Raw genomic sequence first — 12802 nt, 5'->3', positions numbered from 1 at the left:
TCAGCCGACGAGCCGTGAAGCCCGGCCGGCGTGGGGCATGGTGCGTGTCGCGCAAATCCGAAAAAGGCGATTTATGAAATTGAAGGGTGGGGTTGAAGGGCGGTGAGGTGGAGGGCGGGGTGAAAGGCGGTGAGGTGGAGGGTGGGATGGATATGCGGCGATTACGACGATGCCGGGGTCTTGCCCCGATTGAACCGCAGCCAGCCCCGGTCCCGGGCCACTCCCAGCGCGACGGCCACGATCAGCACGACGCCGTTGACCGTGCCGCGCCAGAACGTCGACACGTCGCTGAGCGTCAGACCGTTCTGGATCACGCCGAGGAACAGGACGCCGAGGACGGTTCCGCCCACGCCGCCGTCACCGCCGGTGTAGGCCGTGCCGCCGATCAGCACCGCCGCCACCACCGTGAGCAGCAGGGTCGAGTCGATGCCGGGGCTGGCGCCGGTGAGCCGGCCGACCTGGATCAGGCTGGCCACGGCGGCGGCGAGGCCGGCGATCAGGAACACGCTGAGCGTCGTACGGGCGACGTTGATGCCGTTGAGACGCGCCGCCTCGCGGTTGGAGCCGAGCGCGTAGACCCCGCGCCCGAAGGTCGTGTAGCGCAGCACCAGGGCGGCCACCACCACCAGCACGACGTCGAAGATCAGCAGGTACGGAATCCCGGCGACCTTGCCGTTGACCAGGTTGTAGATCGGCTGGAAGCCCTCGATCGAGAACACGTTGATCGTCTTGCCCTGACTCATCACCAGCGCCGCGCTCTCGAAGACCGACAACGTGCCCAGGGTGACGACCAGGAAGGAGATCTTCACGTACGAGATCAGGACGCCGTTGACGATGCCGAGCAGCAGACCGACCGCGAGCGCCCCGGCGACCGCCACCCAGGCGCTCATGCCGTGCTGCAGCAACATCCCGTACGACATGCCGGTGACCGCCGCCGCCGACGCGGTGGACAGGTCCAGACCGCCCGAGATGATCACGAACGTGGCGCCGACCGCGAGCACCAGCACCACGCTGTTGCTGGCCACGATGTTGGTGATGTTGCCCCAGGTCATGAAGATGGGCTGGGTGATCGACAGGTAGACGACCAGGATGATCAGGCCGGCCAGCACACCGGTGGTCTTGCCCGAGGACCGCCACACGTTGGTAAGGAAGCTGGGCGAAGGCGGGGCCTCGACCTCAGCCGGCGGACGAATTTGCGTGTCCTGACTCATGAAGGCTCCTCGTGGACGTGCCCGCTGACCGCGATCGCGTTCAGCACCTCTTCCTGGAGCTGGTCGCCGGTGACCTCGCCCCGCACCGCGCCCTGGAAACAGACCAGGACCCGGTCGGCCAGGCCGATCAGCTCGGGCAGCTCGGAGCTGATGATCACGACGGCCGCGCCGCTCTCGGTCAGCTTCTGCAACAAGGCGTAGATCTGGCTCTTGGAGCCGACGTCCACGCCCCGGGTGGGTTCGCTGAGCACGTAGACCGGGCAGCCCAGCGCGAAGATGCGTCCGAGGATCGCCTTCTGCTGGTTGCCGCCGGAGAGCTGCGTGATCAGCTTGGCCGGGGAGGAGGTCTTCACGCCGTACTCGGCGATCGCCTCCCGGACCCGGCGTTTTTCCGTTCGGGTGGGCACCACGCCGAACTTGGAGAGCTTCGGCAACCAGGTCAGGGTCATGTTGTGGGCGACGCTGCGGGTGGGCAGCAGGGCCGCCCGCTTGCGGTCGTCGGGCACCAGGCCGATGCCGGCGCCCAGGGCCCGCCGCGGGTCGCCCAGCGTGACCGCGGCGCCGTTGACCTTGACCTCGCCGGTGGCCGGGATGGCCCCGCCCAGCGCCATGCCGAGCTGGGCCTTGCCCGAGCCGACCAGCCCGGCGATGCCGACGATCTCGCCGCTGCGCACCTCGAACGAGGTGGGGGCGAGCGCGCCGTCGGCCGAGGCCAGGTCGCGCACCTGCAGCACCACGTCACCGGGCACACAGTCGCGGCTGCCGTAGTAGTCGTTGAGTTCGCGGCCGACCATCATCCGTACGAGCTGGGACTCGGGGGTCGACGGCAGCGGGACGGTGCCGACCATCTTGCCGTCGCGCAGCACCGCCGCCCGGCCCGCCGTCGAGTAGAGCTCGGGCATCCGGTGCGAGATCATCAGCACCGCGACGCCGCGTTTGGCCTGCTCGCGGATGAGCTCCAGGAGCCGTTCGGTGGCGTGCTCGGAGAGCGAGCTGGTGGCCTCGTCGAGGATCAGCAGCCGGGCCTTGGACGAGACCGCGCGGGCGATCTCGACCTCCTGCTGCAGCTCGACCGACAGGTCGCCGACCTTGGCGTTGACGTCGACGTGCACGTCCAGCGCGGCCAGCTCCTCGCGGGCCCGGCGCCGGATCGTGGCCCAGTCGATGACCCGGCCCTTGCGGGGCAGCCGGCCCATGAAGACGTTCTCGGCCACGGTCAGCTGCGGGGCCAGGGTGAGCTCCTGGCTGATCATGACGATGCCGAGCTTGAGCGCGGTGGCCGGGTTGGCGATCACCGTCTCGACGCCGTCGACCAGCACGACGCCGCCGTCCGGCTGCTCGGCCCCGCCGATGATCTTCGACAGGGTCGACTTGCCGGAGCCGTTCTCGCCGGTCAGCGCCACGATCTCGCCGGGGCTGACGGTCAGGCTGGCGTTGTCCAGGGCGAGCACGCCCGGATAGCGCTTCGAGACGCCGCGCACCTCGATCAGAGGCGCCGCACTTGCGTTCACCTGCGTACCTCCCTGGGGGTTTGTGAGTTCACCCACCGGCAACCGGATTGGCGCTCACCTTGGCACCGGCGAGTTACCGGCCTAAGCGACCTGTTCCGCTGAACGGACTGTGGCCGGATCGCGACTTTCGGAGATTGGGCCCGTCAGTCCGGTGAACGGACCGCCAGGAAGGCGCTCGTAACGCGGGAGGCGTGTTGTGGAGACCCAGACCACACTTCGACGGGAGAACAGCCGATGACCCGTGGGTACGCGGCCACGCCGTACGGCCAGATGCACTACGCCGAGCTGGGCGAGGGCCCGGCCGTGCTGCTGCTGCACCAGACGCCCCGCTCGTTCGACGAGTTCCGTGAGGTCCAGCCGCTGCTGGCGGCGGGCCGCCGGGTGATCGCCATGGACATGCGCGGGTTCGGGCTCAGCGCCCCGCTGCCGGCCCCGCAGACGATCGAGGCCATCGCCGACGGCGCGTTCGCGCTGCTCGACGCGCTCGGCATCGAGCAGGCCACGGTGTTCGGGCATCACACCGGCGGCGCGGTCGCCATCGAGATGGCCGCGGCCTCCCCGGCCAGGGTCGCGGCGCTCGTGCTCTCCTCGGCGCCGTGGACCGACGCCGCCTACCGCGAGGGCCACGCGAACGGGCCCGGCGTCGACGAGGCCGAGACGGCCGACGACGGCAGCCACCTGACCAAGCTGTGGGCGCTGCGCCGGCCGTACTACCCGGCCGGGCGGCCCGACCTGCTCGACCGGTTCATCCGCGACGCGCTCGCGCCCGGCGTCGACCCGGCCGAGGGGCACCTGGCCTGCTCCCGCTACCTCATGGAGGACCGGATCGGCCTGGTCACCGCGCCCGTGCTGCTGATCGGCGCGTCGGAGGACCCGTTCGCGCTGCCCGACGTCGAGCGGCTCCGGAAGAACCTGACCAACGCCGTACGGGTCGAGACCGCCGTCATCGAGGGCGGCACCATCCCGCTCATGGAGCAGAAAGCCCCCGAGGTGGCCGAAGTGACCCTGAAGTTCCTGGGAGGCGTGGCATGAGCGACCGCATCGACGGAGACGAAGGGCAGACCGTGAACGCCGCCATTCTCAAAGCCGTCTGCGACACCCTGATCCCCCGCGTGCCGGCCTCCCCCGAGGACGGCCTCGAGGCGGCGACTCTGCTCGGGCTGTGTGCCTCGGACAGCGGCATCGACGCCATCGCGGCGGCCGTCGTGCCCATGCTCGCGCCGCACGTCCGAGACAAGATCGCGACGACTCTGGCCGCGCTCGGTCCCGACTTCGCCGCCGCGGACGACGCCGGGCGGACGAGGGCCTGGCGGGCGGCGCTGGCGAACCCGGAGACGTACCCGGGCGCGATCATCCTGCAGAGCACCGTCCTCGCGATGTTCTACACCGGCCCGGACTCCGACGCGAAGAACCCGACCTGGCCCGCGATCGGTTACGCGGGCCCGCTGCTGCCCACGCCGAGCGAGGCCGAGTTCCCCAAGACGCTGCGCACGGTCACGGCCGACGACGATCTGACCGCCGACGCCATCGTGGTCGGCTCGGGTGCCGGCGGCGGGGTGGCGGCGGCGCGCCTGGCCGAGGCGGGGCTGCGGGTCCTCGTCCTGGAGAAGGGGTCTTATCGCAACGAGCCCGACCTGCCGCAGCTCGAGGCGCTGTCGTTCCCCAACCTGTATCTCGGGGGCGGCTTCCTCTGGTCGACCAGCGCCTCGGTGGGGCTGCTGGCCGGCTCGACCGTCGGCGGCGGCACCACGGTCAACTCGATGGCCTGCCTGCCCACCCCCGGCTACGTGGTCGAGGAGTGGCGGCAGCGCGGCATGCAGGGGCTGGACGACTTCGACGAGCACGTGCGCGCGGTCATGGAACGGATCAACGCCAAGCCGTCGAACACCGTGCACAACCACGTCAACGAGATCCTGATCCGCGGTTTCGAGGCGGCCGGGCTGGCCTGGGCGACGCTCGCGCGCAACGCGAAGGACGACGAGTCGCGCTACTGCGGCGAGTGCAACGCGGGCTGCCTGGTCGGGTGCAAACAGTCGACCATGAAGACGTTCCTGCAGGACGCGTCGGACCACGGCGCGCGACTGCTCCCCCACTGCGATGTGCGCGAGATCCTGCACGATCAAGGACAAGCCACCGGCGTACGGGCGAAGGTCGGTGACCGGGAGGTCGAGCTGCGCGCGCCGATCGTCGTGGTGGCCGCGGGCGCCCTGGCCAGCCCGGCGCTGCTGCTCGCCTCGGGCATCGGCGGCCCCGAGGTCGGAAAGAACCTGCACGTGCACCCCTCGTACTTCATGAGCGGCGTCTTCGACGAGGACGTGCGCGGCTGGGAGGGGCAGATCCTGACCAGCGTCAGCCACGACTACGAGCACGTCGCCGGCGACCACGGTTTTGTCGTCGAGGCGGCCCCGATGGGCCTGGGCTTCTGGACGGCGCTGACGCCGTGGCAGGACGGCGAGTCGCACAAGCGCGAGCAGCTGCGGCTGCGGCACGTGTCGGGAGTGTGGGGCTTCGCCCGCGACCACGGCTCGGGCCGCGTCGAGCTGGGCCCGGACGGCATGCCGCTGATCCACTGGGACCTGGACGACGACGTCGACCTGGAGGTCGTGCGGCGCTGCCACGTCGAACTGGCCCGGCTGCTGCGCGGGGCCGGCGCGCGCGAGATCTTCACGTTCCTGCCCGGCGACCCGCGGTGGCGGGAGGGCGAGGACTTCGAGGCGTTCCTCGGCACCCTGGCCAAGCTGGACGGACCGGACGTGCTGACGTTGTCGGCGCACCAGTCGGGCACCTGCGCGACGGGCACGGTCGTCGACGGCGAGGGTCAGTTGTTCGACATCAGGGGCGTCTACGTGGCCGACGCGTCAGCATTGCCGACCGCGCCCGGCGTGAACCCGATGGTCTCGATCGAGGCGTACGCGGCGAAGACCGCCGGGCACATCGCCGCGGCGCTCAGATCTCCTGGGCGCTGAGCAGCTTCGTCATGCGGCGGCCGACCAGGTTGAGCAGGCCGACGTAACGATCCACCTTGGCCCGCGTCGTCGGGGCGGTCACCGAGAGGGCCGCCACGACGGCGCCGGTCGCGCCGGTCAGCGGAATCGCCACGCTCATGTAGCCGATGCGGGTCTGCTCGAACTCGGCCACGAACCCCTGCTCGCGGGCCTTCTGCAGCTCCTGGGCGAGCAGGCCCGGGGCCACCGTCGTCCGGGGCGTCACCCGGGTCAGCGGCGCCGTCATGACCTCGTCCAGCAGGTGGCGGGAGCCGAAGGCCAGCAGCGCCTTGCCGGTGGCCGTGCAGTGCAGCGGCATCCGGCCGGCGACCCGGGACGGGCGGCTGATCTGGGCGTGCTCCCCCGACACCTTGTCCAGGTAGAGAACTTCGAGCCCGTCGGCCACGGCCAGGTGCGCGGTCTCGTGGGTGGCCTGCACCAGGTCGATCATCAGGGGGCGGGCCAGGTCGCGCAGGATGCGCTGGCGGGGCACCCGCTGGCCGATCTCGAAGAGCCGCATGCCCAGCCGGTACTCGCCGTTGCGGCGTTCCAGCAGGCCCCACTGCACGAGTTCCTGGCTGAGCCGGTGCACCGACGCCTTCGCGAGGCCGGTGCGGCGGGCCAGCTCGCTCAGGCTCAGCGTCTCGTCGTCGAGGCCGAACACCTCGAGGATGCGGCGCACCTTGCCGAGCACGCTGTTGCTGTCGGGAGCGGGGTGGGGTTCGCGCGGGTCGGGCTGGAACAGGCAGTTCGGTGCGGTGGCCTCCATCACCTGAATCTCGTCGCCCGCGTCACAACTATCAACGAAATGGTCCGGCTAGCGGAACACGTCCCGCCAGCCGGACCAGATGTCTCAGAACGTCAGAACCGCACGGCCGCGTACGTGTCCCGAACGCATCCGGGCCATCGCGTCGACCGCGTCGTCCAGGGGCACGGATTCGACCGACACGCTCAGGTCACCGGCCGCGAGCCGCTGGATGAGCGCAGGCGCCAGCTCCCGGGCCCGGCGCTCGTGGCGGATCATGTTGACCGGCAGCAGCGCCACGTCGGCCAGCAGCCAGCTCGGCAGGTCGATGGTGACCTGCGTGCCGGCCACGTAGCCGACGACCACGGCCCGGCCGCCCGTGCGCACCCATCCGGTGCGCCCGATCAGCCCCTCGCCGCCCAGCGTGTCGACCAGCAGGTCGAACTCCTCGCCCGCGAAGCCGTCCAGCACCGCGCCGGATACACCGGACGGGACCAGGTCGAGCTGGTCCTCGCGGCCGACCAGACCGGTCACCGACGCGCCGGCCAGCAGCGCCTGCTGGGCCACGCTCGCGCCCACGGCCCCGGCCGCGCCGACCACGGCCACCTTCTCCCCCGGCTGCAGCTTCGCCACGTCCTGCAGCACCACCGCCGCCGTCGTGGTGGGCACGAAGAACGTCGCCGCCACCTCGGCCGGCAGCCGCGGGTCGAGCACGGTGACCGCCTTGCGGGGCACGCTGACCCGTTCCTGCCAGGTGCCGCCGCGCAGCAGGCCGAGGCCGGCGCCGCGCAGCATGACCTGGGTGCCGGGTTCGAGGTCGTCGGCCTCGATCACGACGCCGCTGCCCTCGACCCCGCCGGTGTAGGGCAGCTCCGGCTTGAGCCCGAAGGTGCCCGTGGCCACGGTCAGGTCGAGGTGCGCGAGCGCGGCCGCCTCGACCTGCACGAGAACGTGGCCCTCACCCCGTACGGGCTCCTCGATCTCTTCGATGACCGGGTCTTTGCCCCAGTCGTGGAAACGCAGCGCGCGCATCAGGCGGCCGCCTTGGCCAGGAACTCGAGGCTGAGCGGGTTGTAGATCGCGGCCTGCTCGTGCTGCGGCCAGTGACCGGTCTCCTCGAACAGTTCGAGCTGCGAGCCCGGGATGGCCTCGTGCATGGCCTGCGCCTCGGGCACGTCGCCGAACGGGTTCTTGCGGCCCCAGACGATCAGCGTGGGCTGGGTGATCCGGCCCATCTGCTCCTTGGTGAGCAGGTTGCGCTGCCGGATCTCCATCTTCTGCAGCGAGAGCAGGTTGTCGATGTTGGCCACGAAGTCGGGCTCGTGGTAGATCCGGTGCCGCACGTCGACCAGTTCCTCGGTCGCGTTGACCGGGTCGGCCATCAGCAGCCGCAGCCGCTTGCGGGTCAGCTCGACGTCGTCGGTCGAGACGGCCTGCCGGGTGCTGGAGTCGATGCGCTGCATCACCTCGGGGTTGGCCACCGTGCCGCCCGCGCAGAGCAGCTGCAGGCTGGCGATCCGGTCGGGGAAGTCGACGGCCGCGCGTGCCCCGACCCAGCCGCCCAGCGACTCGCCGACGATGTGCGCCTTCTCGATCCCGACCGCGTCGAAGTAGTCGAGCAGGTGCTTCACATAGAGCGGGATCTCGTACGGGTGGCCGGGCTTGCCGGTGTAGCCGTGGCCCAGCATGTCGATCGCGTGGACGGCGTAGTGCTCGGCGTGCGGCGCGATGTTGCGCGTGAACGCCTCCAGGTGCCCGCTCGTGCCGTGCAGGAACACCACCGGGGCGCCCTCGCCGGCCCGCAGCGTGCGGGTCCGCACGCCGCCCGCGTCCACGTAGGACAGCGAGAACGGCAGCGGGTTCAGGTCGGTCCAGATGGACATGGTTCTCCTACGGCTGGTTGATGCGGTGGACTTGGGTGTTGCTGCGCTTGGCCAGTTCACGGCCGGCCACCACGAGCAGGGCGGCGCCTGTCACCCACAGAATGATCTTCACTTGGAAACTCCTTCTCGACGCGCCACGTCGGCCAGGAACGCGGCGACGACGGCGTGGTAGCGCTCGGGCTGCTCCTCCTGCAGGTGGTGCGACACGTGGTCCATCACGTGCAGGTTCCCGTTGGGCACCATGCGGGCCAGCATCATCGGGTAGTCCGGGGTGAGGAACGCGTCCTCGCGGCCCCACATGAACAGCGTCGGCGCCTGCACCTGGCCCAGTTCGGCGGTGAGGTCCTGCCAGTCGCCGCGCGGCGAGTCCGACATCGCGGCCAGCGCGCGCTCCTCGGGGTCGAGGCTCTGCTCGTAGCGCATGTCGAGCGTCTCGTCAGGCAGCTGGTCGCCGTCCCACCACTCCAGGCGGGTGATGAGCTGCCGCATCTTCTCGCGCGTGGGGCCTTCGCCGCCGTAGTAGACGTCCCGGGCCGTACGGCCGCGGTGGCCGTTCTCGGGCAACGGCGCCAAGGGGCCGTAGAAGACCGGCATGCTGCCCGTGACGACCAGGCTGCGTACGCGGTCGGGGTATTTCGCGGCCAGGTTGAGCGCGATCGTGCCGCCCCACGAGTTGCAGACGAAGTCGGCCCGCTCGATGCCGAGGGTGTCGAGCAACTTGACCTGGCTGGCCGCGTGGAAGTCCCACATGGGCCCGGTGATCCGCACCTTCTCCGACCGCCCGTACTGCAGGATGTCGGGAATCACGACCCGGCGCTCGGCGGCGAACAGGTCGGCCACCGGACCGAAGTCGCTCCACCCGGTGCAGCCGGGGCCACCGCCGTGCAGGAAGACGGTGTCCAGGCCCGCGCCCATGTCCAGGTAGTAGTAGCCGTCGGCGTACTTGCCGTCGGGTGCCTTGCTCATCGGTCCTCCTCGGAGTTCGCGACCGCGACACGGGCCAGCACCTCGCTGAGCCGGCGCATCTCGGTCACCTGCACGGTGTTCATGCCGAGCGCGAAGTCGATGCCGGGCAGGGGCGCCTTCGGCATGCCGACCCGGGCGGTGGGGATGCCGCGGGCGCGCAGGATGTTGGCGTCGGTGGCGCCGCTGTTGTCGGGGATCGGCGTGTGCTCGCGACCGGACGCCGCCTCCCACGCGCGGATCGTCTCGGTGATCACCCAGTTGTCCGGGTCGGTCGTGGTGGCCGGGATGTGGGCCACCAGCTCACAATCCGCGTCGGCACCGACAAAGGCTTCGAGTTCCCGCCGTACGCCGAGAGGGGTCTGCCCGGGCGCAAGACGGATGTCGACGCGGATCCGCGCGGCCGCGGGGGTCACGGCGAGCATCCGCTCCCACCCGCCGGCGACCGAGCCGATGATGCCCTGGGGTGCGGCGGTCGCGGTGCGGTGCCGGGCTGGGAAGTCCGCGAGCCAGCGCTCGAGGCGGGTGATCAGTTCGGCCGCGGCGACGATCGGGTTCGCGTACGGGAGGCGGTGGCGGCTTCCCGCGTACGTGTGAATGCCCCGGACCGTCAGCTCGAACCAGCAGAGCCCGACCTCGTCGTGGGCCACGAAGTCACCGGGTTTGGCGATGATCGCGTGGTCGGTGTACCAGCCGCGTTCGAGCAGGAACGACGCTCCGACCCCGTGGCCGGTGTTCTGCCTTGGGGAATCCAACGCGTTGGTCGGCATGCCGCCCGCGCCGAACGCCAGCACCAGATCACCTCTGGTCTCGGCGTTCGTCGCAGCAACCGCTTCCGCGTACGCCTGACCGACCACCAGAACGCAGGCGGCGTGACCCTTGGGGTTGCCGGCGCCGAGCCCCTGCACAAAATCGCCGTCGACCGTCGCCTGCGGCCGCATGTCCGGCCGCAGCGATGGGCCGATCCACGGCACGTCCTCGTCCTCGTCGCCCGTCGTCAGCGTGTCGATGGGCGCGTAGAGCATGAGGTCGCGGCCGGTCCTTGTGCTGCGCACCCGCCCCACGGCATTGGCTTGATCCCCGTCGATTCGCTGGACCTGTCCGTTGAATGCGGACATCTGCCCGGCAAGCCACTCCGCCAGTGACGCCTCACGCCCGGTCGGGCTGGGGATCGAGGTGACCGCCACCGCCGCCGCCCGCAGCCGCTCGGGCGTGATGCGGCGCAGCACCTCGTCGAGGAGGTCGCTCACGGACGGATCACTCCGACGCCCATGCCGGTCAGCCATTCGGGCATCGGGCTGTAGGCGAGGGTCCGGCCCGGCGCGAAGCCGAGCGCGGACGCCATCGTGAGCCAGGTCCGGATCTCCTGGCCGCCGTTGCCGGCCTCCTCGCCGATCCGGGCGGTGGTGTAGTCGGTGTAGTAGCCCAGCTCCCCCCGGTCGAGCCGGCCCAGGAAGGCCTCGTCGAACTCGGGGAACAGGGTGGGCCGGGCCCCGACGATGATCTCGCGGCGCCGCTTGTCGTACTTCTCCCACTCGCCGCGGCCGTTGCGCCACGCCTCGACCAGGAACTCCTCGTCGTCGCCGTCCGGGTCCTGCCAGCGGCTGGGCCAGGGCAGCTGGTGGCTCAGCCCGCCGCTCGCGATGACGACCGTACGGCGGTCGCTCTTCTCGATGGCGCGAGCGATGTTCGCGCCGAGCTCGACGCAGCGCTTGACGGTCGGCAGCGGGGTGGCGAAGACGTTGATGACCAGGGGGGTGACCGGCACGTCGATGTCGCGCAGCAGGTATTGCACGGCGTGGCTCTGGCCGTGGTCGATCGTCATCTTGGCGCTGATCGCGACCTCGGTGCCGGCCTCCACCAACTGCTCGGCGAGGGCCTGGGCGAACACCGGATCCGACTTCTGCGGGCCCTTGGGGGTGCCGCCGTCGCCGGCCGCGATGACCTCGTCGACGCCGAGCGTGAACGACGGGATCAGGTCGAGCCAGAAGCCGCGGAAGTGGTTGGAACCGATGATGACGACGTTGTCCGGCCGGGCCTCGGCGATCGCGTCGCGGGCCGTGCCGAGGGCGTCGCGGAAACGCTCGGCCCGGTCGATGCCGGCCACCTTGTCCCAGTGGGTGTTCATCAGCGTCGAATGCGACGCCGCGACGCCGAGCACGATCCCCATCAGCGGGTCACCTCGGGCTTGCCGTCCTCGGCGGTCAGGCCCTGCTCCTTGAGGCGGTCGACGCGCTCCTCGGTGACGTCCTCGGCCAGCTTGCGCCACTGCAGCAGCGACTCGTCGGGGCGGTAGAGGCGCTCCGGCGGGGCGTCGGTGACCTCGACCATCCACTTGTCCTGGCCCGAGAACTCGCCGTGGAACAGCCAGCGGATCGCGCCCAGATATTTGGCGTAGAACGGCAGCGTGGCCGCGCCCTTGGCGAAGTTCACCATCACACCGACGTACAGGTGGTTGTCGGCGTCGACCGGAACGTAGAACTCGTAGTGGATGAAGCCCGGGTAGGCGATCCGCAGCACGCCCGGCATCGAGATCGAGGCGAAGCCCGGGAAGTCCTGGGCCGCGATGACCTCGTTGACCTTGGCCGCGCCGCCGGTGTTGCCGATGTTGCGGTTGGCCGTGGCGCCCGGCTTCTTCTTGGACGGGTCGATCTTGTACCAGGCCTTGCCGGTCCACTTGCCCAGGCCGGGGAAGTCGGCGTCCCAGTACTGGTTGTCCTGCACGCGGTAGATCCAGCGGCCGCGCTTCACGATCCGGGTGTCGTTGTGCACCGGCATCGCCTTGAAGAGCCGCCAGAGCGCCGTACGGTGCAGGTACTTCGCGTGCCCCTCGTCGTAGCCGTTCTCGGCCGCGAACCGCCAGTTGCCCTCGCGGGGCTGGATGCGGGCGCCGACCACGGCCGCGTTCTCGACGAGCTCTTCGGGCAGCTGCTCGTCGATCGGCGGGGCGTCCTCGCCGTCACCGACGAACAACCACACCATGCCGAGCCGCTCGGCCGTCTCGAACGTGGGCTGGGTGACCTTGCCGCAGATCGGCGAGTTGGGCCCGTCGGTGATGGCGGCGGCCAGGTCGCCGGTCTTCAGGTCGAACGTCCAGCCGTGGTAGACGCAGCTGACCGTGCCCGGGAACTGCTGGTTGCCGTAGCTCAGCGGCACACCGCGGTGCGGGCAGCGGTCCTTGAGGGCATAGACCGTGCCGCGGTCACGCATCACCATGATCCGCTCACCCAGCAGCGTGATGCCGGTGGGCTTGTTGGTGATCTGGGACGAGAACGCCACCGGGTACCAGTAGCCACGGAAACCGGCGGCGGCGGCCTGGTAGTGCGGCCAGCTCGACCAGTCCTGCCGTCCGGGCAGCCGGCCACGCCGCGAGGGGCGCCGGGGGCGTTCGGCCCGCGGGGCCGGCGTGCTTTCTGCGACCATGGTGCCACTCCCATCGTGCTGTTGCGATGGGGGCAGAGAATCACCGTTACGGTCCCGGTCACAGTCTTCGAGTCCACCCACC

Annotated in this window: 11 protein-coding genes; 2 read left to right on the top strand and 9 right to left on the bottom strand. The window is 70.5% G+C overall.

Annotation, left to right across the window (positions count from 1 at the left end):
• Window positions 1-161 precede the first annotated feature (161 nt).
• Both JIG36_RS09210 and JIG36_RS09205 read right to left on the bottom strand, forming a co-directional pair.
• Window positions 162-1211 (bottom strand): ABC transporter permease, encoded by a 1050-nt coding sequence (locus tag JIG36_RS09210; RefSeq protein WP_203375588.1) that lies wholly within the window; start codon window positions 1209-1211, stop codon window positions 162-164.
• The gene (locus JIG36_RS09205) at window positions 1208-2722 is read right to left on the bottom strand and encodes a sugar ABC transporter ATP-binding protein (RefSeq protein WP_203375587.1); all 1515 of its coding nucleotides are present in this window, start codon (window positions 2720-2722) and stop codon (window positions 1208-1210) included. Before JIG36_RS09205 ends, JIG36_RS09210 begins: the two co-directional genes overlap by 4 nt.
• Window positions 2723-2956: 234 nt before the next feature.
• Here JIG36_RS09205 and JIG36_RS09200 point away from each other — a divergent pair, with 234 nt between their 5' ends.
• Both JIG36_RS09200 and JIG36_RS09195 read left to right on the top strand, forming a co-directional pair.
• Window positions 2957-3754: an alpha/beta fold hydrolase gene (locus JIG36_RS09200; RefSeq protein WP_203375586.1), complete on the top strand. Its 798-nt coding sequence runs from the start codon at window positions 2957-2959 to the stop codon at window positions 3752-3754.
• Entirely contained in the window at window positions 3751-5688 is a 1938-nt protein-coding gene (locus JIG36_RS09195) for a GMC family oxidoreductase N-terminal domain-containing protein (protein ID WP_203375585.1), read from the top strand. Before JIG36_RS09200 ends, JIG36_RS09195 begins: the two co-directional genes overlap by 4 nt.
• Here the strand turns inward: JIG36_RS09195 and JIG36_RS09190 are convergent.
• The 7 genes from JIG36_RS09190 to JIG36_RS09160 all read right to left on the bottom strand — a co-directional run bounded on the left by JIG36_RS09190 (window position 5669) and on the right by JIG36_RS09160 (window position 12720).
• Window positions 5669-6475 carry an IclR family transcriptional regulator gene (locus tag JIG36_RS09190; RefSeq protein WP_203375584.1) on the bottom strand — a complete coding sequence of 269 codons (807 nt, stop codon included), beginning with the start codon at window positions 6473-6475 and terminating at the stop codon, window positions 5669-5671. The two genes, JIG36_RS09195 and JIG36_RS09190, sit on opposite strands and share 20 nt — an antisense overlap.
• Window positions 6476-6559: 84 nt before the next feature.
• On the bottom strand, window positions 6560-7483 hold the full coding sequence (locus JIG36_RS09185; protein WP_203375583.1) for a quinone oxidoreductase family protein: 924 nt from the start codon (window positions 7481-7483) through the stop codon (window positions 6560-6562).
• Window positions 7483-8334, bottom strand: coding sequence for an alpha/beta fold hydrolase (locus JIG36_RS09180; protein WP_203375582.1), 852 nt, complete (start codon window positions 8332-8334; stop codon window positions 7483-7485). Before JIG36_RS09180 ends, JIG36_RS09185 begins: the two co-directional genes overlap by 1 nt.
• 108 nt (window positions 8335-8442) lie before the next feature.
• A complete protein-coding gene (locus tag JIG36_RS09175; protein ID WP_203375581.1) occupies window positions 8443-9300 on the bottom strand; it encodes an alpha/beta fold hydrolase in 858 nt (285 codons plus the stop codon).
• Entirely contained in the window at window positions 9297-10547 is a 1251-nt protein-coding gene (locus JIG36_RS53955) for a M20 family metallopeptidase (protein WP_203375580.1), read from the bottom strand. Before JIG36_RS53955 ends, JIG36_RS09175 begins: the two co-directional genes overlap by 4 nt.
• Window positions 10544-11467 (bottom strand): DODA-type extradiol aromatic ring-opening family dioxygenase, encoded by a 924-nt coding sequence (locus JIG36_RS09165; RefSeq protein ID WP_203375579.1) that lies wholly within the window; start codon window positions 11465-11467, stop codon window positions 10544-10546. The genes JIG36_RS53955 and JIG36_RS09165 overlap by 4 nt, the downstream gene beginning before the upstream one ends.
• Entirely contained in the window at window positions 11467-12720 is a 1254-nt protein-coding gene (locus JIG36_RS09160) for a Rieske 2Fe-2S domain-containing protein (RefSeq protein WP_203375578.1), read from the bottom strand. The genes JIG36_RS09165 and JIG36_RS09160 overlap by 1 nt, the downstream gene beginning before the upstream one ends.
• Window positions 12721-12802 lie beyond the last annotated feature (82 nt).

It is taken from the genome of Paractinoplanes ovalisporus (genome assembly GCF_016834655.1).
Classification (GTDB): Bacteria; Actinomycetota; Actinomycetes; order Mycobacteriales; family Micromonosporaceae; genus Actinoplanes; species Actinoplanes ovalisporus.
This window is presented reverse-complemented; position numbering and strand designations above follow the sequence as displayed.

Coding starts and splice junctions, on each gene's coding strand:
- JIG36_RS09200 (WP_203375586.1), top strand. CDS start 2,957: ATGACCCGTGGGTACGCGGCCACGCCGTACGGCCAGATGCACTACGCC.
- JIG36_RS09190 (WP_203375584.1), bottom strand. CDS start 6,475: ATGGAGGCCACCGCACCGAACTGCCTGTTCCAGCCCGACCCGCGCGAA.
- JIG36_RS09195 (WP_203375585.1), top strand. CDS start 3,751: ATGAGCGACCGCATCGACGGAGACGAAGGGCAGACCGTGAACGCCGCC.
- JIG36_RS09210 (WP_203375588.1), bottom strand. CDS start 1,211: ATGAGTCAGGACACGCAAATTCGTCCGCCGGCTGAGGTCGAGGCCCCG.
- JIG36_RS09175 (WP_203375581.1), bottom strand. CDS start 9,300: ATGAGCAAGGCACCCGACGGCAAGTACGCCGACGGCTACTACTACCTG.
- JIG36_RS09180 (WP_203375582.1), bottom strand. CDS start 8,334: ATGTCCATCTGGACCGACCTGAACCCGCTGCCGTTCTCGCTGTCCTAC.
- JIG36_RS09165 (WP_203375579.1), bottom strand. CDS start 11,467: ATGGGGATCGTGCTCGGCGTCGCGGCGTCGCATTCGACGCTGATGAAC.
- JIG36_RS09160 (WP_203375578.1), bottom strand. CDS start 12,720: ATGGTCGCAGAAAGCACGCCGGCCCCGCGGGCCGAACGCCCCCGGCGC.
- JIG36_RS09185 (WP_203375583.1), bottom strand. CDS start 7,483: ATGCGCGCGCTGCGTTTCCACGACTGGGGCAAAGACCCGGTCATCGAA.